This window comes from Duganella sp. AC917 (assembly GCF_979258245.1).
The window spans coordinates 3,068,166-3,092,646 of the sequence record NZ_OZ409848.1; the positions used below are offsets into that span (position 1 = coordinate 3,068,166).

The 24,481-nt window shown below is 62.9% G+C and carries 22 protein-coding genes and 2 tRNA genes; 7 read left to right on the top strand and 17 right to left on the bottom strand.

What is annotated here, in order from left to right; translation table 11 throughout:
• Nucleotides 1-109: 109 nt before the first annotated feature.
• Nucleotides 110-853, top strand: a complete 744-nt coding sequence (locus ACZ0BA_RS13240; protein WP_463451730.1) for a spermine/spermidine synthase domain-containing protein — start codon at nt 110-112, stop codon at nt 851-853.
• 26 nt (nt 854-879) lie between these two features.
• Here the strand turns inward: ACZ0BA_RS13240 and ACZ0BA_RS13245 are convergent, their stop codons facing one another.
• The gene (locus tag ACZ0BA_RS13245) at nt 880-2,055 is read right to left on the bottom strand and encodes a LacI family DNA-binding transcriptional regulator (protein WP_463451731.1); all 1,176 of its coding nucleotides are present in this window, start codon (nt 2,053-2,055) and stop codon (nt 880-882) included.
• Nucleotides 2,056-2,204: 149 nt separating this feature from the next.
• Here ACZ0BA_RS13245 and gudD point away from each other — a divergent pair, with 149 nt between their 5' ends.
• Together gudD and ACZ0BA_RS13255 are read left to right on the top strand one after the other, a co-directional pair.
• Nucleotides 2,205-3,560 carry a glucarate dehydratase gene (gudD, locus tag ACZ0BA_RS13250; RefSeq protein ID WP_463451732.1) on the top strand — a complete coding sequence of 452 codons (1,356 nt, stop codon included), beginning with the start codon at nt 2,205-2,207 and terminating at the stop codon, nt 3,558-3,560.
• Nucleotides 3,560-6,505, top strand: coding sequence for a glycosyl hydrolase 115 family protein (locus ACZ0BA_RS13255; RefSeq protein WP_463451733.1), 2,946 nt, complete (start codon nt 3,560-3,562; stop codon nt 6,503-6,505). The genes gudD and ACZ0BA_RS13255 overlap by 1 nt, the downstream gene beginning before the upstream one ends.
• A gap of 80 nt (nt 6,506-6,585) precedes the next feature.
• Here the strand turns inward: ACZ0BA_RS13255 and ACZ0BA_RS13260 are convergent, their stop codons facing one another.
• The 6 genes from ACZ0BA_RS13260 to ACZ0BA_RS13285 all read right to left on the bottom strand — a co-directional run bounded on the left by ACZ0BA_RS13260 (nt 6,586) and on the right by ACZ0BA_RS13285 (nt 14,213).
• Nucleotides 6,586-7,629, bottom strand: coding sequence for an SDR family NAD(P)-dependent oxidoreductase (locus ACZ0BA_RS13260; RefSeq protein WP_463451734.1), 1,044 nt, complete (start codon nt 7,627-7,629; stop codon nt 6,586-6,588).
• A gap of 217 nt (nt 7,630-7,846) precedes the next feature.
• Nucleotides 7,847-9,319, bottom strand: coding sequence for an alpha/beta fold hydrolase (locus ACZ0BA_RS13265; RefSeq protein ID WP_463451735.1), 1,473 nt, complete (start codon nt 9,317-9,319; stop codon nt 7,847-7,849).
• 108 nt (nt 9,320-9,427) lie between these two features.
• Entirely contained in the window at nt 9,428-9,910 is a 483-nt protein-coding gene (locus ACZ0BA_RS13270; protein WP_463451736.1) for an acyl-CoA thioesterase, read from the bottom strand.
• A 155-nt stretch (nt 9,911-10,065) separates the two neighbouring features.
• On the bottom strand, nt 10,066-13,494 hold the full coding sequence (locus ACZ0BA_RS13275) for a response regulator (protein WP_463451737.1): 3,429 nt from the start codon (nt 13,492-13,494) through the stop codon (nt 10,066-10,068).
• 85 nt (nt 13,495-13,579) lie between these two features.
• Complete coding sequence (locus tag ACZ0BA_RS13280; RefSeq protein WP_463454748.1) at nt 13,580-13,945, bottom strand: hypothetical protein; 366 nt, start codon at nt 13,943-13,945, stop codon at nt 13,580-13,582.
• A 130-nt stretch (nt 13,946-14,075) separates the two neighbouring features.
• Nucleotides 14,076-14,213 (bottom strand): hypothetical protein, encoded by a 138-nt coding sequence (locus tag ACZ0BA_RS13285; protein ID WP_463451738.1) that lies wholly within the window; start codon nt 14,211-14,213, stop codon nt 14,076-14,078.
• A 197-nt stretch (nt 14,214-14,410) separates the two neighbouring features.
• Between ACZ0BA_RS13285 and ACZ0BA_RS13290 the strand changes: the two genes are divergently transcribed.
• Nucleotides 14,411-14,599, top strand: a complete 189-nt coding sequence (locus tag ACZ0BA_RS13290) for a hypothetical protein (protein ID WP_463451739.1) — start codon at nt 14,411-14,413, stop codon at nt 14,597-14,599.
• A 26-nt stretch (nt 14,600-14,625) separates the two neighbouring features.
• Here the strand turns inward: ACZ0BA_RS13290 and ACZ0BA_RS13295 are convergent, their stop codons facing one another.
• The 3 genes from ACZ0BA_RS13295 to ACZ0BA_RS13305 all read right to left on the bottom strand — a co-directional run bounded on the left by ACZ0BA_RS13295 (nt 14,626) and on the right by ACZ0BA_RS13305 (nt 16,221).
• Nucleotides 14,626-14,793, bottom strand: coding sequence for a hypothetical protein (locus ACZ0BA_RS13295; RefSeq protein WP_463451740.1), 168 nt, complete (start codon nt 14,791-14,793; stop codon nt 14,626-14,628).
• Nucleotides 14,794-14,911: 118 nt separating this feature from the next.
• Nucleotides 14,912-15,652: an SIMPL domain-containing protein gene (locus ACZ0BA_RS13300; RefSeq protein ID WP_463451741.1), complete on the bottom strand. Its 741-nt coding sequence runs from the start codon at nt 15,650-15,652 to the stop codon at nt 14,912-14,914.
• A gap of 68 nt (nt 15,653-15,720) precedes the next feature.
• The gene (locus ACZ0BA_RS13305; RefSeq protein WP_463451742.1) at nt 15,721-16,221 is read right to left on the bottom strand and encodes a hypothetical protein; all 501 of its coding nucleotides are present in this window, start codon (nt 16,219-16,221) and stop codon (nt 15,721-15,723) included.
• Between the two features lie 132 nt (nt 16,222-16,353).
• Between ACZ0BA_RS13305 and ACZ0BA_RS13310 the strand changes: the two genes are divergently transcribed.
• Entirely contained in the window at nt 16,354-16,914 is a 561-nt protein-coding gene (locus ACZ0BA_RS13310) for a UPF0149 family protein (RefSeq protein WP_463451743.1), read from the top strand.
• A gap of 18 nt (nt 16,915-16,932) precedes the next feature.
• Here ACZ0BA_RS13310 and ACZ0BA_RS13315 read toward each other — a convergent pair whose 3' ends face one another.
• The 7 genes from ACZ0BA_RS13315 to ACZ0BA_RS13345 form a co-directional block, all read right to left on the bottom strand.
• The gene (locus ACZ0BA_RS13315) at nt 16,933-18,009 is read right to left on the bottom strand and encodes an AI-2E family transporter (RefSeq protein WP_463451744.1); all 1,077 of its coding nucleotides are present in this window, start codon (nt 18,007-18,009) and stop codon (nt 16,933-16,935) included.
• A gap of 103 nt (nt 18,010-18,112) precedes the next feature.
• Entirely contained in the window at nt 18,113-19,723 is a 1,611-nt protein-coding gene (treA, locus tag ACZ0BA_RS13320; RefSeq protein WP_463451745.1) for an alpha,alpha-trehalase TreA, read from the bottom strand.
• A 135-nt stretch (nt 19,724-19,858) separates the two neighbouring features.
• A tRNA-Ser gene (locus tag ACZ0BA_RS13325) sits at nt 19,859-19,948 on the bottom strand.
• A 146-nt stretch (nt 19,949-20,094) separates the two neighbouring features.
• Nucleotides 20,095-20,184, bottom strand: a tRNA-Ser gene (locus ACZ0BA_RS13330).
• A gap of 68 nt (nt 20,185-20,252) precedes the next feature.
• Nucleotides 20,253-21,542 (bottom strand): serine--tRNA ligase, encoded by a 1,290-nt coding sequence (gene serS / locus ACZ0BA_RS13335; RefSeq protein WP_463451746.1) that lies wholly within the window; start codon nt 21,540-21,542, stop codon nt 20,253-20,255.
• A gap of 103 nt (nt 21,543-21,645) precedes the next feature.
• The gene (locus tag ACZ0BA_RS13340; protein ID WP_463451747.1) at nt 21,646-21,852 is read right to left on the bottom strand and encodes a hypothetical protein; all 207 of its coding nucleotides are present in this window, start codon (nt 21,850-21,852) and stop codon (nt 21,646-21,648) included.
• Between the two features lie 160 nt (nt 21,853-22,012).
• A complete protein-coding gene (locus tag ACZ0BA_RS13345) occupies nt 22,013-23,458 on the bottom strand; it encodes an aminotransferase-like domain-containing protein (protein WP_463451748.1) in 1,446 nt (481 codons plus the stop codon).
• A 180-nt stretch (nt 23,459-23,638) separates the two neighbouring features.
• Between ACZ0BA_RS13345 and ACZ0BA_RS13350 the strand changes: the two genes are divergently transcribed.
• Nucleotides 23,639-23,962 carry a DUF2917 domain-containing protein gene (locus ACZ0BA_RS13350; protein WP_463451749.1) on the top strand — a complete coding sequence of 108 codons (324 nt, stop codon included), beginning with the start codon at nt 23,639-23,641 and terminating at the stop codon, nt 23,960-23,962.
• Between the two features lie 85 nt (nt 23,963-24,047).
• On the top strand, nt 24,048-24,464 hold the full coding sequence (locus ACZ0BA_RS13355) for a hypothetical protein (RefSeq protein ID WP_463451750.1): 417 nt from the start codon (nt 24,048-24,050) through the stop codon (nt 24,462-24,464).
• Nucleotides 24,465-24,481: the final 17 nt, after the last annotated feature.

Below are 24,481 nucleotides of genomic sequence, written 5' to 3' on the forward strand. Positions count from 1 at the left end.
AAGATGGCGGCGGCGAGCTCCGGTGACACAATCGCAGTACTTTTGCCCCGTGGTACCGGACCGGCATGCTACTATAAATCGCCCATATAAATCCACAAGACAACAAATCTTGACGCCATCCACCTCTCGCCCCCTGGTCCACACGCGCGGCGACAAGCGCTCGCTTGAATTTGAGCCGGGCATGATCCAAAGCGAGATGCGGCTGTCGCGCCCGGACGATCTCATCCTGAGCTATGCGCGAGCGATGATGTGTTTTGTGCTGTTTCATCCACGGCCCGAGCACATCGTCATGGTCGGGTTGGGCGGCGGCTCGCTGGCCAAGTTCTGTTACCGCTACCTGCCGCACAGCCGCATCACCGTGCTCGAGTTGCGCGCCGACGTCATCGCCCTGCGCGAACAATTCGCCATCCCGCGCGACAATGCGCGCTTTCGCGTGGTCGAGGCCGATGCCGCCGTGTATATGCGACAGTTGCGCGGAGCGGTCGATGTGTTGCTGGTCGACGGTTTCGACGCGGCAGGCCTGCCGCCGGAGCTGGGCAGCGCGGCGTTTTACGCCGACTGCCGCCGCGCCCTGCGTCCCGGCGGCGTGCTGGTGGCCAATATCTTCAGTTACGACGAGCACTACGGCGCCATGTTGCGGCGGCTGCGACACGCTTTCCAGGGGCGGATCTGCTGGTTTCGTGGCATTGCGGGCAACAACCGGATTTTATTCGCGGTCAAGGGCAATGCCCCCTCGCCGGCGTTGGCGATGCAGCAGAAGGTGGCGCGCAGTCATGGATTGCCGTTGCCGGTGCTGAACCGGCTGCTGGCGCACTGGACGGTGCTGAAGCTAAGGTGGAGCGGCCGGCAATAAGCTGTTTTCGCGGCCCGGGCCCGACTTCAGCTGCTACCACGCTGAATCAGCTGGAACCCCGTATCGAACACGCGCGACGCCGTATCCGTGTCGGCGGTCACGCCATCGATGCGGTCCAGGATCGCCTGCGCCGCCACCAGCCCGATATTGCGCCCGTCCACCCGCACCGTCGACAACGGCGGATGCGTGTGCGCGGCGAAATTCAAATCGCCAAAGCCGATCACCGCCAGCTGCTCCGGCACCTTCAAACCACGGCTCATCGCCTCGATCATCAAGCCGTGCGCCAGCGTGTCCGAACTGCAGTACACCGCGTCGATATCCGGCGCCAGCGCCAGCAGCCGGGTTAAACCCTCGCGGCCGGCCTGCATCGTCGTCGGCGGCGGCATCGTCTGCACCGCCGCCACGGCGATCCCCATTCTGGCGAGCTCGGCCTGCAAACCCTGGTTGCGCCGCTCGGCGCGCGGGTCGTCGGCCGACAGCACGGCGATGCGCCGGTAGCCGCGCTCGACCAGATGCCGCGCCAGCGCGTGGCCGACGCCCTCGTGCGAGAAACCAACCACCATGTCGATCGGCGACGGCGACATATCCCACGCCTCCACCACCGGTATGCGCGCCAGTTGCAGGCGGCGCCGGGTGATATCGGTATGCAAGGTCCCGGTCAGCATGACGCCGTCCGGACGCCGGCTCAGAATGGTCTCGACCAGCACCTCTTCGCGCCAGGCTTCGTAGCGCGACAAGCCCAGCAGCACTTGGTAGCCGGCCTGCGTCAGCCGGTCGCTGGCCGCCTCCACCATGTCGGCGAAGATCGGCGTAGCGATGGTCGGCAGCACCAGCGAAATGAGCTTGCTGCGGTTCGACGCCAGCGCGCCGGCCATCATGTTCTTTACGTAGCCGGTCTGTTGCACCGCCTCCTGCACCTTGGCCACCGTGTTCGGTCGCACCAGATGCGGCTGGTTCAGCGCGCGCGATACCGTGATCGGCGACACCCCCGCCACCTTGGCGACGTCGATCAAGGTCGCGCCGCTGACGCTCAGGTCGGCGGTGGGCGTGTGCAACACCCGCAAATCGTTCTTCTCGGCGTTTTTGACGGCACTCTTGACCGCCGCACTTTGGGGGGCGTTTTTACCGGTGGCTTTGACGGCGCCTTTGGTAGCGGGCTTGGCCTTCTTCACGGCAGGCTTGGCGGGTTTTTTGTTATCCATAACAATGGATTATACATCAGCACATCATTTTCAATCATTTATGGCAGGCTTAAATGCCATCCGATGCGTAAATTTGTGTTGAAATTTCCAAGGTCGGCCGGTATGATCGAATGATAGCGCAATCATTAGCACGTCAAACAGGAATCACGATGTCACAACAACCCACTCCCTCCGGCAACGACACTCCGCGCGTGGTCGCCATGCGCGTCATCCCGGTCGCCGGCCGCGACAGCATGCTGCTCAACCTGAGCGGCGCCCACGGCCCCTACTTCACCCGTAACCTCGTGATCCTGACCGACAGCGCCGGCCGCACCGGCGTCGGCGAGGTGCCGGGCGGCGAAGCGATCCGCCAGACGCTGGAGGACGCGCGCGAACTGGTCATCGGCCGCGCGCTGGGCGACTACAACGCCGTGCTGAACCACGCGCGCCGCGCCTTCGCCGACCGCGACGCCGGCGGCCGTGGCCTGCAAACTTTCGACCTGCGCGTGGCAATCCACGCCATCACCGCGCTGGAGGCGGCGCTGCTCGACTTGCTCGGCCAGTTCCTGAACGTCCCGGTCGCCGCCCTGCTTGGCGACGGCCAGCAGCGCGACGCCGTCGAAATGCTCGGCTACCTGTTCTACATCGGCGACCGCAAAGCCACCGGCTTGCCCTACGCCGACACGCCGGCCGACGCCCCGGATGATTGGCTGCGCCTGCGCAACGAGGCGGCGCTGACGCCGGAGGCGGTGGTGCGCCTGGCCGAAGCGGCGTATCAGCGCTACGGCTTCAACGACTTCAAACTCAAGGGCGGCGTGTTCCGGGGCGAAGAGGAAATCGAAGCGGTCACGGCGCTGGCCGAACGCTTCCCCGACGCCCGCATCACGCTCGACCCCAACGGCGGCTGGCTGCTCAAGGACGCGATCCGCCTGTGCCGCGACCAGCACGACGTGCTGGCCTACGCCGAAGATCCGTGCGGCGCCGAGAACGGCTATTCGGGCCGCGAAGTGATGGCCGAGTTCCGCCGCGCCACCGGCCTGCTGACCGCCACCAATATGATCGCCACCGACTGGCGCGAGCTGGGCCACGCGATCCAGCTGCAATCGGTCGACATTCCGCTGGCCGATCCGCATTTCTGGACCATGCAGGGTTCGGTGCGGGTGGCGCAGATGTGCCATGAATGGGGCCTGACGTGGGGTTCGCACTCGAACAACCACTTCGACGTCTCGCTGGCGATGTTCACCCACGTGGCCGCCGCCGCGCCGGGCAGGATCACCGCCATCGACACCCACTGGATCTGGCAGGACGGCCAGCACCTGACGCGCGAACCGTTAAAAATCGAAGGCGGCATGGTCAAGGTGCCGGCCAAGCCCGGCCTCGGCGTCGAGCTCGACATGGATGCCGTCGAGGCCGCCCACCAGCTCTACCTGGGCATGGGCCTGGGCGCGCGCGACGACGGCGTGGCGATGCAGTACCTGATCCCGGGCTGGAAGTTCAACAACAAGAGTCCGTGCATGGTGCGGTGATGAGGGAGCCTCCTCCCAGCGTGACCCGGCACCGCACCATCAGCGTCGCCCGGCTCACGCGGCTGCTGGCGACACTGGCCTGGCTGGCGGCCGCGAACGCAGCCCACGCGCTGGGCACCGCCCGCTTCGTACAAATGGACGGCGGCGACGGCGTTGTCATTGCAGCCGGAGGCCGCGCGGCGCCACTGCTGGTGTCGCCCGGCGATTTCCAGGGCGTGCTGCGGGCGGCGCGCGATGTGCAGCGTGATATCGCCAAGGTCAGCGGCGCCACCCCGGCGTGGCGCACGGATACGGTGACCACGGCGGGCGACATCATTATCGCCGGCACGCTGGGCCGGCACGCCGTGATCGACCGGTTGGCGAAGGAAGGAAAAATCGATGCGGTGAACCTTGCCGGGCAATGGGAAGGGTTTCTGATCCAGGCCGTCGTCGATCCGATGCCCGGCGTGAAGCGCGCGGTGGTCATCGCCGGCAGCGACAAACGCGGCACGATCTTTGGCCTGTACACGCTGTCCGAACAAATCGGCGTCTCGCCTTGGCACTGGTGGGCCGATGTGCCGACGCCGCGCCACCGTTCGCTCACCATTCCGCTCGCCACGCGCGTTGCGGAAAAGCCCGTCGTGCAATACCGCGGCATTTTCCTGAACGACGAGGCGCCGGCGCTCACCAACTGGGCAAAGGAACGTTTCGGCGGCTTCAACCGGCAGTTTTACGAAAAACTGTTTGAACTGATGCTACGCATGCGGACAAATTACCTGTGGCCCGCGATGTGGTATTCGTCGTTCTACGACGACGACAAGGGCAATGGCGAGCTGGCCGATACGATGGGCATCGTCATGGGCACGTCGCACCATGAACCAATGATGCGCGCCCAGCAGGAATGGCATCGTTATGGCAAAGGCCATTGGGATTACCAGAAAAATGGCGACACGCTGCGCGAATTCTGGGTCGGCGGCCTGCGCAATACGCGCAACTACGAAAGCGTCATCACGATGGCCATGCGCGGCGACGGCGACGAGCCGATGTCCGAAAGCGCAAACGTGGGGCTACTCGAACGCATCGTCGCCGACCAGCGCGACCTGATCCGCAAAGAATGGCGGCGTGAGCCCGAGACCGTTCCCCAGTTGTGGGCGCTGTACAAGGAAGTGCAGGACTACTATGAAAAAGGCATGCGCGTGCCGGATGACATGCTGCTGCTGTGGTGCGACGACAACTGGGGCAATATCCGCCGTTTGCCCACGGCCGAGGAGCGCAAGCGGCGCGGCGGCGCCGGAGTGTATTACCACTTCGACTACGTCGGAGTGCCCCGCTCCTACAAATGGCTGAACGTGACCCAGATCGGCAAGGTGTGGGAGCAGATGAACCTGGCGAACGAGTACGGCGCAAACCGGATGTGGATCGTCAACGTGGGCGACCTGAAGCCGATGGAGGTGCCAACCGAATTTTTCCTCTCCTACGCATGGAACCCGGCGGCCTGGCCCGCCGAGCGCCTTCCGGACTATCTGCGCCAGTGGGCCGCCCGCGAATTCGGGACGGAGCACGCACACCAGATTGCCGACATCGTCGACAAATACACCCGCTACAACGCGCGCCGCCGGCCTGAACAGCTGGCACCGGACACCTACAGCCTGGTGAACTATGACGAGGCCGAACGCGTGCTGGCCGACTACACCGAATTGGCGGACCGAGCACAACGCATCGGCAAGACGCTGCCCAAGGCCATGCGCGACGCCTACTTCCAGCTCGTGGAGTACCCGGTGCGGGCCTCCGCCAACGCGGTCGATCTGTCTATCTCCGCCGGCCGCAACCAGCTCTACGCGCGCCAGGGACGGGTCAGCACCAACGATATGGCGGCGCGGGTGCGCAGACTGTTCCAGCACGACGCCGAACTGGCGCGCCAATACCAGCATAGCATCAGCGCGGGCAAGTGGAATCACATGATGTCGCAAACGCGTTTCGGCTACACGAACTGGGACCAGCCTTATCGCGATGTGATGCCGGCCGTGTCCGAGCTGCGCGTTCCCGAACCCGGCCAGTTGGCCGCGCCGAACGGCATCCACCCTTCGGACCAAATGGGCGTGGCGGTCGACGGCAGCCCGGTCGCGTGGCCCGTCTTCCCGATCCGCCAGCTGGTTCTGCCGGCGCTGGACCGGTACGAACGCAAGCCCCGCCATGTCGACCTGTTCAACCGGAGCGGCGGAGCGTTCGATTACACGATCACCGCCAGCCAATCGTGGCTCAAGATCAGCGAGCCTTCCGGCCGGGTGAGCAAGGATAGCCGTATCGCCGTCGATGTCGATTGGGATGCCGTGCCGGCCGGCGTGACGGAGGCGGAGCTGACCGTACGCGGTCCGGACAAGGCCAGTGTGGTGATCAAGGTGCCGGTGCATGCGCGCCAGGGTGCGGTGGAAGGCTACGTTGAGACGGGCGGCGTGATCGCCATCGAGGCCGAACACTACACCCGTGCACTGGCGCCGGCGGGCAGACGGTGGCAGACGATCCCTGGCTATGGGCGGACACTGTCGGGCGTGACGGCGATGCCCGGGGCGGCGCCGGCCCTCACTATGCAGGACGGCATGCGCCTGGAGTACGACGTGCATCTGTTCAGTGCGGGAGAAGTAAAACTGCAAATGGTCTTGTCACCGACGCTGAAATTCCAACCCGGCGCCGGCTTCCGCTACGCTGTCTCGATCGATGAGGGTCCGCCCCAGGAAGTCAACGTGCACGCCGACCAGTCCGAAGATAACTGGCGCCGAATCGTATCGGACGGCGTGGCGACCTTCGTCACGACGCACAAGATTGACCAACCCGGCAAGCACACGTTGAAGTTCTGGTCGCTAGACCCCGGACTTGTGCTGCAGCGGCTTGTGCTCGACGCGGGAGGATTGCGACCAAGTTACCTGGGACCACAGGAAAGCCCCCGAATCGTGCGCGCGGCAGAATAGAGCCGTAGTTTATTCGGCACGTCATGACTTATTGGCGCTCGTTCAAGGACGAGGAGGCAATCAAGGCGGTCACCGCCAGCTTACTGCCGCTGCTCGGCCTTCTGACGCTCCGCATCCTCGCGCTCCATGCGCGCCCGCACGCCACCATCGACCCCGGTACCCCCTGGCATCGGCTGATACAGCGACCCGGTGGTTAGCGGCTGGGTCGCAGGCGCATGCTCCATCTGCGATGTGTGCGAGATGTTGCCCGACACATGCTCGGTCAGGTCCGGCGCGAGGTGGTGCGACCAAATCGCCGTGCGTGCCTTCCAGCCGGTCGGCACCTCCTCGCTCGGATGCAGGGAGGTGTAGACGATGTACTCGACCACCTTCTCCGGCCCATCCATGGCCGGCTCGCGCGCGGTGCGGCCCGTGTAGTTGGCGGCATGCTCGAAGAACGGCGTGTCGGTTGCCCAGGGCATTACGGTTGCCACCTCGATCGGACCGCGCAGGCCGGCAAGTCGCAGCTCCTCGTTGAGGCCACGGCCCAGACTCAGCACCGCCGCCTTGGTCGCCGAATACGAGGCGTGATAGGCCAGCGGGACTTCACTCTCGACCGAGCCGATGTTAATCAGCACACCCGCGCCCTGCTTGCGGAACTGGCGCAGCGCCGCGTGGCTGCCATAGATCACGCCCTTCAGGTTGACATCGACCACGCGCGCATGGTCCTCGACGGGAATGGTATCGAAGGCGCCGATCGCGCCAACGGCCGCATTGTTGATCCAGACGTCGATACGGCCGAAGCGCTGCACGGCGGCATCGGCGAGCCTGCTCACGTCCTCCGGCTTCGAGACGTCGGTGGTGACGATCAGCGCCGTGCCGCCAGCCGCCTGGGCCTGGCTGGCGACCTCGTTCAACACTGCGGTGCGGCGCGCGGCCAGCACCACGTTGGCCTTCATGCCAGCCAACCTCAGCGCTACGCCACGCCCGAAGCCGCTCGATGCGCCCGTGATCACATAGGTTTTACCGGCGACATTCTGTTGGTCAGTCGCCGACAGGCTGGCGCACCCGCTCAAGACGAGGAATGACAGCAGTAACAATACGCGCAGCGCGGACCGCTGCAGAGTCTGGTGGAAGGCCTTCATTTGAACTCCGGAACACGACAAACGATGTCTACGATGCTATCCAATTAGCGGCAGGCGCGGGTGTTCGATACCCTGCGGAACAAGCGCCATCATGTGCTCCCGTGCGGCACGATGCGCGCGCTGCAACGGCGCGGCCGATTGCAAACTGGGCTTGCCGATTATGTTTATCAGACCAAAGGCCGTTACCTTTTGGTGTGTATTCTTGAAGCACCAATATCTACGAACGCGGGGTGTCGAACTTCGGTAACCTGAGGCGTTTCAAGCAGACCGTGTCGATTTTTCTTGGATTCGCATTTTCCAGGAAATTGGTCGCTACCTTTTCAAGGCACTCGCCCCAATCTTCGGACATGATGTGCGATCTGTTGGGAACAAAGACCACCCTGCCATTCGGCATGTGGGAGATTATTTTTTCGCTGTTGCTTGACGGGGTAGCTGGATCAAATTGTCCAGCAAGCAGCAAGATTGGCTTGTCGGAATGCACAGGAGTATGGAGTGCTGGACTTACCTGACCACGCGGCCATGTTCGGCACGCGGCAAACTGTTGATCGATCCGGAATGATCCAATAAGGGTGCCTGCGGCAGCGGACCGTTCTTTATCCTCATCGACAAAAGGTAAATCCTCATTACATGTGATCGCCATGTACAACGCCCAAGGCGCCGCCGCTGCAAATTGGTCGCGCCATTGAACAATCAACGCGAGCTCTTCTTGATTCTTGTCTTCGTCAGCAAGCGTGTGTATCAACCGCGGCAGGGACGCTGCGCTTGATACTGCGTAAAGATACATACGCAAATATGACGCCACGACGCCGGAAGAAATATGCAGGTCCTCGGCTCGGTCTTTCGATGCTCCGCGCAGAACAAGGCCACGTTCCTTGAGAATAGCCTTCAACTTTTGTAGATCGCCAAAGATATCTGGATACGCGGTTGAACATTCTTTGTCGGCTTTGCATCGGTTTAATATGTCGGTCAACGAGATTTCAGTCTCGCTGGCGAGACCTGCTGGTACATACGCCGCTGGTGCCTCTGGGCCCATCAACAAAGTGGCGCGCACCGAATTGTCATAGTGGCGAAGATATTCCTGTGCCAAGCGAGTGCCATAAGAGTAAGCCACTATACCGATCTGGTGGTAAGACAAAGCTGCCCGAACATTGTTTAAGTCGCGTGCGGCTTCGGTGGTTGTATATCGCGTCAGATCGACGGTGGCTGACAAGCGCTTAGCGCATCTGGCGAGGTTTTCAGTCGGCCATAGATCTCTCAGCAATACGCTTTTGTCTTCATCAGGGTTCGCGCAATGCAGGTCTGGCGAAATGCCGGTGCCCCTTTGATCGATAAATACCAAGTCGTGCGTCCGTCCTACTTTTTTCCAGACCTCGGATTCGTCGTCTATTGTCGAAGTAGTTCTTTGACCCGGACCACCCTGGAGTACAAAAATTGATCGTGGCGGGCTAGACGGGGTGGCCGCTTTGAGAATGATCAAATCCAAGCTGATTTGGCGACCAAGGGGTAAATCGTAGTTTTCAGGGACAATCGCCTTCATGCACACAGCATTGCTTTTGCTTGGGGCTGGGCATGCCGCCTTTGCTAACTTTATTTTATCTGGGTTCTGGTTGGCACAAAGTGCGGCAAGCGGTAGGCTGAGACAGAAAATTGTCGAGGCCATTAAGAAATTTTTTAGCGTGTATCGATTCACTTTCATCCTTGTGAGGTGTGGGCAGAATGCGTCGGCTAGTGCGCTTGCAAGGCGAAGCCGGCCAGCGGACATCACGCTCAGCAAGCGACGCCTCGCGCGCTCCCGTGATCAGCCCTTACGGGCGCCGTCGTGCACCATCTGACGCGACTGTTTGCGCAGCAGCGCCTGTTCCCAGCGCTGCCGCTGTTCGTCGGATTCCGGCACCAGGGTCGGTACTTCGACCGGCTTGCGACCAGCGTCGACCGCCACCATCGTGAAGTAGCAGCTGTTGGCGTGACGCACCAGACGCTGCTGGATGTTTTCCGTGACCACGCGGATGCCGACTTCCATCGACGTGCGGCCGGTGTAGTTGATCGAGGCCAGGAACGTGACCAGCTCGCCAACGTGGATCGGTTGCAGGAACATCACCTGGTCCACCGACAGCGTGACCACATAGCTGCCCGAATAGCGGCTGGCGCAGGCGTAGGCGACGCTGTCCAGGTACTTGAGGATGGTGCCGCCGTGCACGTTGCCGGAGAAGTTGGCCATGTCCGGAGTCATCAGCACCGTCATGCTCAGTTCGTGGGCCGACCAGGTCATTGGTTTTTCCATTGTTTGTTCCCTAGTTTAGTTATAAAAATCGTTTTGTGGCGCGATGGCCTTGTCGTTTGGATTGCTTCTCAACTTCGTCCGCCCTCCGTGCGCGGCCGCTGACGGAGCCTGGCGGATTACGCTTCGCTAATCCGCCCTGCGTTTTTCTGACGGTTTCAGGTCCGTGGTGTTGCGGGGGCTAGCTGGCGCAGCACTTGCTCGATGTCGGCGACCAGCCCCGGGGCGGCGTCCAAGACCAGCCCCAGCTGATCCCACGCGCGTGCCGAGGCGCCCTCCTTCAACGCCGCTTCCGCCAGTTGCGCCAGGGCGGCCATGCGGTCGGCGCCCACCGTGCCGGACAGTCCCTTGAGCGTGTGCAGCACCGGCAACGCCAACTGCGCGTCGCCGGCCGCACGCGCCTCCTTCAATTGCTCAGCCAGCTTGACCGATTCGACCGCGAAGCTGCGCAGCGCCATCAGGTAGACCGGCTGCAAACCGCCCATGCGCTTGAGCGCGGCGGTGCTGTTCAGGCCGGCCTCGGGCAGCGCCATCGCGCCGCTGTCGCTGGCGGTCGCCGCCGGCGACCCGGCCGTACCGCTCGATTTGGCCGCTCGCCCGACGTGTTTAAGTATCACGTCAATCAGTTGCGCCAGATCGAACGGTTTACCGACGTGGTCGACCATGCCGGCCTCCAGCGCGGCCACCCGGTCGGCCGCCATGGCGTTGGCGGTCATGGCGACGATCGGCGGCGCGCCGTCGCCCAGCAGCCGGCGGATCGCCCGCGTCGCTTCGTAGCCGTCCATCTCCGGCATCTGGATATCCATCAGGATTAGATCCGGCATCGGCCCGCCGCGCGTGACCGCTTCGATCGCGAACGCACCGGAAGCGACCACCTCGACCCGCGCGCCATCGTTGCCGAGCAACTCGCTGGCGACCTGCTGGTTGGCAGGATTGTCATCCACCAGCAGCAGCCGCAAGCCGGCCAGCCGCTGCCTGGACGGCACCGCCACCAGCGACAGCGGCGCGCGCCGTTCCATGCGGGCGTCGGCCACGGCGTCGAACAGCATCGAGGCCGTGACCGGCTTGACCACGAAGCCGTCCAGCACCGGCGACAAATCCTCATGCTGCTGCGCCAGCAGTTCGCGGTCGTGCGCGGTGACCATGACGATCAACGGCATCTTGCCCGACGGCGCGAGCTTGCGGATCTGGCAGCTCGTTTCCCAGCCGTCGAGCGTCGGCATGCGCCAGTCGATGAATACCACGTCATAGGCGCGCGCCTGGGCGACCTGTTCGGTCACGGCGGCCAGCGCCTCCTGGCCGCTGGCCGCCAGATCGACCTGCCAGCCGAACGAGCCGGCCATTTCACTGAGCACCACGCGCGCTACCGGGTTATCGTCGACCACCAGGCACTTGAGGCCGCGCATCAACGCGTCGGCCGGCTGCACACCGGGCTGCGCCTCGCGCGCCGGCTGCTGCTCCGCCGCCTCGCACTCGACGGTGAAGTCGAACACGCTGCCCTTGCCTGGCGTGCTGTCGACGCCGAGCGTGCCGCCCATCAACGCCACCAGCCGCTGGCTGATCGCCAGGCCCAGTCCGGTGCCGCCGAAGCGCCGCGCGGTCGAGGCCTCGGCCTGCGAGAAGCCGTCGAAGATGTGGCGGCACTGCTCCTGGGAGATGCCGATGCCGGTATCGCGCACGGCGAACCCGATCGACAGCCGTTTGCCGTCGCGCGCCAGCAGCTTGGCCGACAGCAGGACCTCTCCGTGTTCGGTGAATTTGATGGCGTTGCCGGCCAGGTTGAGCAGCACTTGCTGCAGCCGTAGGCAGTCGCCGACGATCAGGTCGGGCAGCGCCGGATCGATGCGGAACAGCACCTCGATATTCTTGCTGCCGACATTGGCCGACAGGATCACCGCCAGGTCGCGCCACAGTTTGTCGAGCCGGAACGGATGCGGGTCCAGCGCCAGCTTGCCGGCCTCGACCTTCGAAAAGTCGAGGATGTCGTTGAGCAGCCCCAGCAAGGCGCTGGCGGCGGAGTGGGCCTTGGACGTGTAGTCCTGCTGGCGCTCGCTCATCTCGGTCTGCTGCAGCAGTTGCAGCATGCCCAGCACGGCATTCATCGGCGAGCGGATCTCGTGGCTCATGTTGGCGACGAAGTCCGATTTGGCGCGGCCGGCCTGAACCGCCTCTTCCTTGGCCTGTTGCAGCGCCAGCCGCGAGGCGCGCGACTCGGTGCGGTCGGTGCTGCTGCCAACCCAGCTGACGATATGGCCGCCGGCGTCGCGCTGCGGCAGCGCGTGGTTGTCAAATACGCGCCAGACGCCGTCGCGGCGGCGCATGCGGCAATCGCAGCGGAATTCGGTGCCCTCGCTGCTGGCTTGCCGCGACGCAGCCGCCATCGCGGCGATGTCGTCCGGGTGGATCACGCTGTTCCAGTTGTCGTCGCCCATCATCTGCTCGGGCGGAATACCGCTGAACTCTTCCCAGTGGTGGCTGAGGAAATCGACGCGCAGGCTCGGCGTGGCGGTCCACACCATCTGCGGCAAGCCTTCCGTCAGCGAGCGCCAGCGCGACTCGGAAGCCGTCAGCTGGGTCAGCAAATCCTGCAGCGCCTGTTTGTTTTCCACCAGCTGTTCGACCGACTGGTATTGCTTGCGCAGGCCGAAGCGCACACTCATCAGCAAACCGGCGGACAGCAGCACCAGCAGCGCGGCGAAGATGCCGGCGTTGCGCACTTCCTTGCGCCACGGCGCCAGGAAATCGTCGCTGGCCAGCCCCACCACCACATACATCGGGTAGGCGCCCACCCGCGACACGCTCAAAGTACGCTCGCGATTGTCGCGCGGGCTGATCACCGTGTAGGTGCCACGGTCTTGCTTGCCGTCCATGATGCGCTGGGTGATGGCGTTGACCTTGATGGTGGTGCCGAAGAGCATGTCCTCCGCTTCCGGGTAGCGGTGCAGCACGCGCTTGCGGTTATCCAGCAGTACGATGGCGCCGTGCTGACCGATGTTAAGCGCCGCAAACGCCGACGTCAGGCGCGAACTGTTCATGAGTACGTAGGCGGTGCCGCCGAAACCGCCGTCGGGCATGGTCAGCGGAAATGCCAGCGGCAACACCCATTCGTCGCTGATGCGCGACCTGGCGGGCGTGCCGATGATAAGCTCCTGTTCGCTCTTGGCGCGCTGGAAGAATTCGCGGATGCTCAGGTCCTGCGGCTTGGCGCGGTCGATCCGTTCGCCGTAGATGACGCGGCCGGCGGCGTCGGCGCCCCGCACGGCGTCCGCTTGCGGGATGCGCTCCTTCAGCGAGCGCAGGTAGGCGCTGAACTTTTCATCATCGAAGCGTCCGCCCGCGTGCATGGCCTGGAACTCGACGCCGGCGCGGCGCATCGCCAGGTCCACCTCGAGGATATGCGCGTTGAGGAACTTTTCCAGCGTGACGGCCAGGTTGCGCGCGGTCTCGTCGGCGGCGGCGTAATAACGCAGCCGGCTCTGGTTGAGCACATGGGCGATCCCCAACAAGACGACCAGCAAGACGACGGCAACGGCGATCAGCATCACGCCAAACAGTTTGTTAAACCTTCGCAGGGTTTCGACTCTCATCACGGGATGCGTGCTCCCTTTACGCCAGTTGCTCAATCATTACTACATTACATCAAAAAAAACGCTCCAGCGGAGCGTTTTTTGATCACAAACCTTGATTGGCGATATCGGCCAGCGATTCGCGGCCTTTGTCGCTGAGCTCGAAGCCGCCTTCGGCGCGCGGGACAATGTGGGATTTTTTGCCGAGGAACATGGCCACGTCGGCGTCCAGCGGGCTGGCGGGGTCGGCCTCGATGGCGCGCAACCCAAGGATGCAACGGCGCAGGAACAAGACTTCCTCACCTTTGTCGGTGAGCGAAATGCGGCCGTTCTTGGCGATGGTGAACAGTTTGAGGCCGGCCAGGCGTTTGGTGTTGCGACCGACGCAAGCGCTGACGCGCTCGCCCTTGATACCGCGTTTGACTTCGTCGAGCGCGTTGTATTCGTCCTGCGTTAATTTCTCGTTCTTCATTGCCATTTTTTCCATAAGAGACTGCTGCGGCCCTCATGGTACGCGCCCGGCGGGATGACGGCAAGAAAATGCGCCGCCAACGCGTTTCCAACGAAACGCTCTGCCCACCTGGAAAACGGCGGAATGGACTTTACAGCGCCCGGATCGCCAGCCACACCAGGCCGATGCTGGCGAAGGCGGCGATACAAATCAGGGCCTGCACACGCTTCGCGCTCAACGCGACACTACGACGACCGAGGTAGATTTTGTTGTGTAAGGAATTGCCCATGATGCTCTCCGTGAACGAAAAACGATGACATGACTAAATTATAGGAAGAGTTTCATGACGGCAGTGTGACGTCGAACACAATCATATAAATTTGTATCTATCGAGCAACGATAGTCACACTTTCTCACACGGTCCACGGTGCGCCGGTCACGGCGTCAAACTGCTAGCATGGGTTTTAGTCAACCACGGAGTCCATCATGAATCAATCAACCACCCCTCACCGCGACGAGCACGCCGCTGAAGGCGGCCACATGCTTGACGAAGCCGACATCGGCAGCGGCGAACGCACGCCTGCCCAGCGCGAAACCGACGAGGAGATCAAAAGCATCCCGCCACTGCCGGAAGACAACGGGAGCGGCAAGCCCAAGCAGGCGCCGCACCCTTAACCCCTGCCTCACGCTTGAACCCGCCGCTACACCTTCAGTGGCGGTGCCTTCGGCGTCGGTTCCTCGATAGGCGCCTGGTCCGGCACCGGCATATCGTCAGGTGGCGGATCTTTTTCCGGCTGCGGCGGCGGCACCTCGGGATCGGGTGTCGAATGGGCGCGCTGCGTAGCGGCGTATTGATCGATGGCGGTCATGGCTGATTCCTCCTAAGTGTGTTCCAGATGCAGATCGGGCACATGTCGCGATTCACAAGCGCCTGATTGTTCAGTTACGTGCGTGAACGCACGCAGCCGGTCGCAAGCCATCTTGTCGTTATTTGATGCGGAAAATCATGTCGACGTTCTGCGTCCAGCGCAACACCGTGATCGACAGGAAATCCTTTTCGCTGGTCTTCGCTTGCGTGCGCCGATCCGGATTGTAGTAATCGGTGGGCATCAGGCCGATGGCCTTGGTCAGGTTGCGCAGCGGGCTCGACGAGATCGCCGTCACCGGTCCGACCTTCTTGCCGAACCCGGCCGCCATGCCCTCCGCGCGGCGCAGCGCATCCTTGATGGCGGCGGCGGTGAGCTCCTCCTCCACCTTGAGACGATCGCTTTTGCCGAACGTGGTCGACATATGGTCAATGTTCTTCATGTCCAGCAGCGCCTGCATGATGGGACCCCATTTGGTCAGGTCGCGCACCACGATGTGGACCGAGCTGCGGATATCGTATTCCGGCGATGCCGCCGGATCGGGATTGGCGGACTTGCGCATTTCCTTGCGCATGTCCTGCACTTCGGCGCCGGCCGCGCTGTCGCCCTCGGGCGGTCCGGAATGCTCGACCAGCAGCGCGCGGATTTCCTCCACGCGCGTCTGGATCAACGCCACGGCAACCGCCGGGTCGGCATCGAAGGCGCTGACGTCGAAGTCGATTTCGCCCATGTCCGGCGCCACCATGACAAAACCCTCGCCGCTGACGTGGATGAACGGGTAAGTCGGTAGATCGGCGGCCCGCACGGCGAATGGCGACAGCGCCGACGACAGCGCCAGCACGAGAGCAAATTTCTTCAGCATCGACTAGTCCTTGAAAGTTAAGGACTTAGTATGCTTTATTTTTTAATAATTTTCAATTTGCAACTGCGTTATTTGCCTTTGTTGATCTCCGTCAGCAGCACGAACACCTCATGGCGGATGGCCGGCTCGACCGCCTTGAATTCCTTCTGGGCTTTGACGAAGGCCGGCTTCTTCTGCTCGGCTTTCTCGGCCGGCGTCGGGGTCGGATCGGCCGCGTACATGCGTGGGCCGCCGTTGTAGGTTTCCTTGAGCAGCCGCTGGCCGTAGCTGGACTGGTAGTAACGGGTCATCTCGACCGCCGTCTCGGTGCTGACCAGGCGCGCCACCGGTTGCGACAGTTTGGTATAGACCATCTCCGGCGTCAGCTTTTCGACCTTGGCCATGGTCAGCTCGCGCTGCGCCGGGCTGGGAAACTTGCTCATGCCGGCCGTCATGCGCAGCAGCTTTTCCGCCTGCATCGACGCCAGCAGATCGTGGGCGGCCTTGACCTGGACCGCGTCGGGCGCGGCGGCGCTGGCCCAACCGGCGATCGTGAGGGTGGCCGCAGCCAGGAAAATGCTAGGTTTCATGTCGACTCCTTGGGATTTGGAATGAATTAATGTTGGCACGCATCATATTGCGAATTCAATAAAATTGCTTGCCTGATTGAGATCGTCACTTGCAGGTAGAATGTCGTCTCCCCCAGACTATCGGTTCAGACCATGCTTACAACACCCCTCAGCGACGAAGAATACGACCAACTCGACGACTTGTTGCGCGACATCGGCGAGCAGGCAATAGACGTCTCGGCGCTGGAAGGCTTGCTGACGGCGCTGGTGATCGGCCCGCGCCCGGTGCCGCAAGCGCTGTGGCTGGACAAGGTGTGGGGCGGCGGCCAGGCGGCCGGCACCGAGGCGGCGACCGGCCTGGTCCTGCGCCACCTTGAATACATGCGCAAATGGATGGCGCAGGATCCCGGCAGCTTCGAGCCGATCTACGAGTGCGGCGGCGCCTGGAGCGCCGAGGCGTGGACCGCCGGTTTCGAGACCGGCATGGCGCTCGACGCCGAAGGCTGGGCGCCGCTGCAAGCGGCCCAGCCCGAATGGTTCGCGCCGCTTCACAGGCAAGGCGAAGACTGGGAGCACGCGCTGATTCAGTCGGTCATCCGCATCAACGCCCATTGGCATCCCGAACCGGTGAAAGCCGTCAAGGTCGGCCGCAACGATCCCTGCCCTTGCGGCAGCGGCAAGAAGTACAAGAAGTGCTGCGGCGACGGTAAATAGCCGCCGGTCGGGTTTGCCTTATCCGACGATACGCACCGGCGCCGGATCGGGCGCCAGCTCGCTTGCCCGGGCGGCGCGCAGGCGCACGAACAACAACCTGGCCGCCGCCATCACCGGCACCGACAGGAAGATGCCGGCCACACCGCCCAGCTGTTCACCGGCCAGCAAGCCGATAATCACCATCAGCGGGCTCACTTCGACGCCTTCGCTCATCAGGTAAGGGTTGATCACGTAATCCTGCACCAGCCGGTAAGCCACGATGAACATGACAAGCCACAGCATGTGCTCGTAGCCGGTAAAGCCGGCCACCAGCACGGCCAGCGCGGCGGCGGCCAGCGGTCCCGCAAACGGAATGAATTCCAGCACCGCCGCCACGCCCGCCAGCAGCAGCGAATATTGCACGCCGAGCAGCGAGAACGCGATGCCGTAAGCGATGAAGGTGGCAATCGACAGGATCAGCACGGCGCGCACATAGCGCGACAACAGCAAATCGAGGTCGGCGATGATGCCGGACCACAAGCCGCGCTTGGCCGGCTTGAGCATCGCCAGCAGCCCCACGCGCATGGCCGGCGCCTCCTTGATCAACAGAAAGCTGAGCACCGGCACCAGCACCAGATAAATCAGATTGCCTGCCGCATGCAGCACGCCGACGCCGAACTGCTTGGCGAAAGGCACGGCCTGGTCGGTTCCGGCGTCCATCTGGGTTTGCAGAAATGCCAGGATGCGCGCGCGCAGCGGCTCCATGAAATCGGGCAAGGGGATGCGGTCGATCAGCGATCCGGATTTGAGCAAGGCGGGCAACTGCTGGCTGAGGCTGCTCGCCTGCTGCTCGATCTGGGTGCCGAACAAGGTGCCGGCCACCGCCACCAGGGCGATCACCAGCACGAACACCACGCCGATCGACACCGTGCGCGAGACACGCCGGGGCCGGAAGCGCTCGGCCAATTCGACCAGCGGGTACAACAGGTAGCTGAAGAACACCGCGAACGCCACCACCAGCAGCGTCGAAGAAATCAGGTAGCCGACAAACAGCAGCAGCGCCACCAGAAACACGGTCCACGTCACCTTGGCCGCGCGCAAATCGAATCCGAACATGAATATCCCCTTGAAAGTTGGCAGATTGTGCCACGTGCCACGCCACGGCGGTGTGACTCGGCGCGCTTTCAGCTAACCGTGAGGAACTATTATGCGTCGGTTCTTACTGGTTCAAGTCGGGATAGCGCTCCAATAAGGCGCTGGTGACGCCGTTGGTCCAGCCGAAGCCATCCTGCGTGGGATACTCGCCACCGCCGCCGCTCTTGCGTTCCTCCACGTCGTACTTCTCCAGCAGCTTGCCGGTCTCGGCCCAGGTCCGGGCGACCGTGCCGACCCAGCGGCGGGCGATCTCGTGCGCCAGTTCCTTGTGGCCGTAGCGCTCCAGGCCGTCGATCGCCACCCACTGCAACGGCGCCCAGCCGTTCGGCGTATCCCATTGCTGGCCGTTGCGGACCAGCGTGGTGCGCAAACCGCCTTCGGCCACCAATTCGCCTTTGGTCGTCGCGGCGACCGCGTCGGCCTGGGCTTGCGTCGCCATGCCGACCCATAACGGGTAGAGCATGGCGGCGCTGCGCACCGTCGTCGGCGCGTTTTTGACAATGTCGAAGTCGGCGTAGCGCCGTTCGGCGGCAAGCCACAGATGTTTCTGCACGGCTGCGGCGCGCACTTCCTTCGCACGGCGGAACTGGGTCGTGCAGGCCATGTCGTTAGCGGCCTTGCAGCGCCTTTCGATCTCCCCTTCCAGCTGGTACATCAAACTGTTGAGATCGACCGGTGCGATGGACGTGGTGCGTATCGACGACAACCGCGCCGGGTCGTCCAGCCAGCGCGACGAGAAGTCCCAGCCGCTTTCCGCCGCCGCGCGCAGGTCGCGGTAGACCTCGGGCGCCGGCCGTTGCACTTCGCGCGCGGTGGCGACGTCCTCGCCCAGCGCCTCGTCGCGCGGCGAGTTTTTGGCATCCCAGTAGCGATTCAGGACCGTGCCGTCGGCCAGTCGCAGCACACGCTCGCATGCGCCGGCGCCGGCCTTGGGCAAGCAAGCGCTACCGCGCATCCAGAACGCGTGTTCGGTCTTCAGCGCGGCGAGCACCTTGGCGTCGTCGGCGCGGTCGCCAAGCGGCTTGAGCTGGGTCATCGCGGCAAAGAACGGCGGCTGGGATCGGCTCAGGTAGTAGCTGCGGGTGCCGTTCGGAATGAAACCGTAGCGTTCGATCAGGCTTTTGAAGTCGACGATCATCGAATCGACCAGGTCGCCGCGATGGTCGGCCTGCAGACCCAGCATCGTGAAGTACGAATCCCAATAGTAGATTTCACGGAAACGGCCGCCGGGAACCACGTAATTGGCCGGCAGCGCCAGCGCGGACGACCATTTGGGCGGGTCCAGCGGCGGACGGGTCAGCACCGGCCACAGCGAGGCGATGTGCTGGCGCAATGTGACGGCGGTGGGCGTCGGCAGCAAAAAATAGCGCTCGACGAAGGCTTTCAGCGCGGCCGCATCCTTGGGCTGCTCCCGCTGGTAATGCGCAAGTATGGTTTGCGGATCTTCCTTGGCGACCGCGTCGGCGAACGTTTTGGCGTCGGGATAAATGCGCGCCGCCTGCACCGCCTCGAACAAGGGGCCGAACAGCTCGTGCGGCGTGGCGACAGCCGCTTGCGCCTTAACCGCTTGCGGCGCTCGCTGCGCCAAGGCGGGCAACGCCGCGCCCATCAACAGGGCGTAAGCAACAATCTTTGCGTTGTCCAGAGTCCATGACCGGGTAACTGCACGTTCCATGTTTCCTCCATTTCTCCGCGCTAATGCTACGCGATCTTGGCGAAAAACATGTTTTTTGCGCAAACCAACCGTGCCGCGCAAACACCGGCGCGGAAAATAAAAAAGCTCCCTTCCGGGAGCTTTTTTACTCAATCATGGCGGAGAGGGTGGGATTCGAACCCACGGTACGATTTAACGTACGCTTGATTTCGAGTCAAGTACATTCGACCACTCTGCCACCTCTCCTAATGGTCCTGCACCGCCTGTTCGGCGAAGGCAAGATTATAACAGCCGGTGATAAAAGACGGAAGTGCCAAAATGGGATTTATGCAACCGGCGTTCGTTCATCCCCGGAAAGCAAAAAACCCGCCGAAGCGGGTTTTTCTCAATACTGGCGGAGAGGGTGGGATTCGAACCCACGGTACGATTTAACGTACGCTTGATTTCGAGTCAAGTACATTCGACCACTCTGCCACCTCTCCTTTTCCCGCGTCACTGCTGCGAGAAGGCAAGATTATAGCAGCCCCCAACAAAAAGGGAAGGACTATTTTTACGGTTTCAAATGCGTCAGCCCGCCCATGTACGGACGCAGCACTTCCGGGATCTCGACGCTGCCGTCGGCCTGCTGGTAATTCTCCAGCACGGCGACCAGCGTGCGACCCACCGCCAGGCCCGACCCGTTGAGCGTATGCAGCAGCTCCGGCTTGCCCTGGGCGTTGCGGAAGCGCGCCTGCATGCGGCGTGCCTGGAAGGCTTCGCAGTTCGACAGCGACGAAATTTCGCGGTAGGTGTTCTGCGCCGGCAGCCATACTTCCAGATCGAAGGTCTTGGTGGCGCCGAAGCCCATGTCGCCGGTGCACAGCGACATCACGCGGTACGGCAGACCCAGGCGCTGCAGGATCGTTTCGGCGTGGCCGACCATTTCGTCGAGCACGGCGTACGAGGTGTCCGGGTGCACCACCTGCACCATTTCGACCTTGTCGAACTGGTGCTGGCGGATCATGCCGCGCGTGTCGCGGCCGTAGCTGCCCGCTTCCGAGCGGAAGCATGGCGTATGCGCGGTCATCTTCAGCGGCAAGGTGTCGGCGGCTACGATCTCGTCGCGCACGATGTTGGTCAGCGATACTTCCGACGTCGGGATCAGGTAGAAGGTCTCGCCCTCGCCTTCGACGCCGCCTTTTTTGACCGAGAATAGGTCGGCTTCGAACTTCGGCAACTGGCCGGTGCCACGCAGCGAGTCGGCGTTGACCATGTAGGGCGTGTAGCACTCGGTGTAGCCGTGCTCGTCGGTGTGCGTGTTGAGCATGAACTGCGCCAGCGCGCGGTGCAGACGGGCGATGCCGCCCTTCATGACCGAGAAGCGCGTGCCGGTCAGCTTGGTGGCCACTTCAAAGTCCAGGCCCAGCGGCGCGCCGACGTCGACGTGATCTTTCACCTCAAAGTCGAAGCTGCGCGGCGTGCCGACTTTGCGCACTTCCACGTTGCCCGATTCATCCGTGCCTTGCGGGACCGATTCGTGCGGCAGATTCGGGATCGCCTGCATGAAATCGCCCAGCTTGGCCTGCACCGCCGACAGCGCGGTTTCGTTGGCCTTGAGCTCGTCGCCCAGGCCGGCCACTTCAGCCATGATCGCCGTGGTGTCTTCGCCCTTGCCCTTCATCATGCCGATCAGCTTGGACTGCGAATTACGCTTGCCCTGCAGCTCTTCGGTGCGCGTCTGGATCGCTTTCCGTTCAGCTTCGAGCGCGTTGAACGCGTCCACATCGAGCTGGTACTTGCGGGTTGCCAGGCGCGCGGCAACGTTGGCTATATCTTTGCGGAGAAGTTGGATATCAATCATGGGGACAAGTGCCGTTTGTATCGAAAACGTCAATTGTACCAAGAGGATGCCACTTCCTCGCGAGTTTTGAGCAGCCCGCCGGCTGGGGAAAAGCCGCCGGGGATTACAGCGCGGCTTTTTCGGCGGCGGTCAGGCGCTTGGCGGTCACGGTGACCACCGGCATGTCGACCTGGGCGGTGGCGACATGGGCGGTGCGGGTGTCGGCGGCGACCTTGATCGCGGGTGCGTCGGCGGCGGTGGCGAAGCCGGTTGCGCAAGCGATGACGGCAACGGTGACGAAGATGATTTCCATGTTTTTAGCGATGTTCATGATAGCTCCCTGGGTGGTGGTTTCGACCGACTTATGTCTGCCGCTTTGGTATGGTTGTACTGTACCTAAAGGGCGTATGCGAAACCACCGGGATGCGACGAAGCGCCAGAAACGGCGGATGAAGTGCAAAAAATGGCGATGCCCGGGGGCATGTAGAGGATCAGGCGGCGGTGCGCAACGGTCGTGCCTCGTCCGAAAGTCTATGTACCAGCGCGCCGAGCCTGGCGACCGCCGCCTCCACCTGCGGACTCCAGGCGTTGCCGCAGTTGAGGCGGACAAAGTTGCCGTATTTGCCAGACGCCGAGAACAGCTGGCCCGGCATGCAAGCCACACCCTCCTCGTGCGCGCGCTGGTGCAGCACCAGCGCGTCGACCTGCTCCGGCATGCTGACCCACACCACGAAGCCGCCCTGCGGCTCCGAAACCGTGCACTGTTGCGGGAACGCGGCGCACACCGCGTCCGACATGCGGGCGATGCGCTGCGACAGCGCCCTTCTCATCTTGCGCAGCTGGTTCTCATAGGCGCTGCCGGTCAGGAAGTCCGCCAGCACGGCCTGGAAGAAGTGGCTGGTGGCGCCGCTCGACACCATCTTGAGCACGGCGACATCCTGGGCGTAGCGCCCGGCCAGCACATAGCCGACGCGGGCGCCGGGACTGACCGCTTTCGAAAACGAAGAACACAGCATGACGTGGCCGCTGGTGTCGTATGCCTTGACCGGCCACGGCCGCTCGGGCGTGAAGCACAGCTCGCCGTAGACATCGTCCTCGATCAACGGCACGTTGTGCTGCGACAGCAAACCGGCCAGCCGCTTCTTGTTCGCCTCGGGCATGATGCAGCCGAGCGGATTGTTGGCGTTCGGGACGAACAGCACGGCCTGCACCAGGCCGGCGTTCATCGCCAGTTCGAGCGCGTCGATCGACGGCCCGGTCTTGGGATGGGTCGGTATTTCCAGCGCCTTCATGCCGAGCGATTCGATCAGCTGCAGCAGCACGAAATAGCTGGCCGATTCGATCGCGACGGTGTCGCCCGGCTTGGCGACCGCGCGCAGGCACAGACTGATCGCTTCGGTGCACGAGGTGGTGACGACGATCTCGGCCGGGTCCAGGCGGCCCCAGTCCAACGCCCGGCGAAGGATCTGTCGTGTGAACTCGGGATGATTGGTTTCGTAACAGCTCACGGAGCTCAGCAGCGCCGAATCGCGCCGCGCCACCGCCGCCACGATCTTTTGCATGCGCTTCATCGGCAGCAGCTCGTCGAGCGGCCAGGCCGAGCCCAGCTGGACGATGTGCGGGTCCTCGTTGGCCTTGAGCACCCGCATCAGCAGGTTGTTGATGCCGACATAGGCCGGCTCCTGCAGGTGCGCGGCGTCGGTCATCACCGCCATCGTCCGTGCACGGTGACGCACGTAATAGCCCGCCTGCGGCCGTGACTCGATCAGCCCGCGATCCTCCATCAGCCGCAGCGCCTGCATGACGGTGCTGACCGACAGGCGCTTTTGCTGCGCCAGGTGACGGATCGACGGCAGCCGGTCGCCGGGCGCGAAGACGCGGCTGGCGATCAATCCGCCCAGTTCGTTGGCAAGCTGCTCGTACAAATTGATGTGCATTTCGATATTGTGGCCCAGCCCCACCCTCGGCCGACAGGTACAGCGAGCAATCATTTTGACCATAACAGTGTAGCGAAATCCGCTCTGTGACGGTAACAATTTCAATTCGCTGCATCTGTTATGGTCGGCCGCCGGTGCGTATTCTGGTTGCATATCCAATCACCGCACGCAGGAGGCAGCATGAAACCGCAACTGGTCACCGTAGAACGAGGCCTGGCCGAATACCGATTGACCCAGGACCACCCGCTGCGCATCGCCAATGGGGCCGGCCAGCGCATCGAATGCCTGGACGGCACGGCCTGGCTCACCGCCTATGGCGAGCACACCGATTTCATGCTGCGCCGGGGAATGTCGTTCGAAGTGCCGAACGACGGCTTGATGCTGATCGAGGCGGCTGGCGCGGGCGTGGTACGCGTGCGGCTGCCGGTGGAAACAGCTGCGCCACTGGGCTGGCGGGGGTTTCAGCGCAAAGTTGCCACAGTCCTTTCCAGTCTGCATCTGTAGGATTTCACCTACGCAACTAATCGTGCGACGTGCACTCCTCGATAATATGTACAATGCGTCAACAAACAGCCCCGAGGAGAATAATTTGAAAAATCAATATCTGAAGATGGGCGCGATGAGCGCATTGATGGTTTTGGCCGCAGGTTGCTCGACGCTGGGTGGCGGTCCGCCAGCCGACGAAGCGCCACCACCGGCCAACCCGAACTTTGCCGCCGAAATGGACAAGTTCAACAAGCAATTCCCGAACGATAAGGCGACCAAGTACGAAGAGGTGTCGCTGAACTTCAACAACGCGAAAAAGCTGGACGAGAAAGGCAATTGCCATGACTTGTCCAAGTATCCCGTTGTGATCGTGCTGACCCTGGATGCGTCCGGCAAAGTAACGAAGAGCACCACCGACGTCGAGAATCGCAAAGCAGCGTGCTTCCGCGACGCGTACGCCGGCGCGCAGCTGCCTGCGCCACCGTTCGCACCGTACTACAAGCCGATCAAGCTGCGTTAATATTTGATCGCATGAAG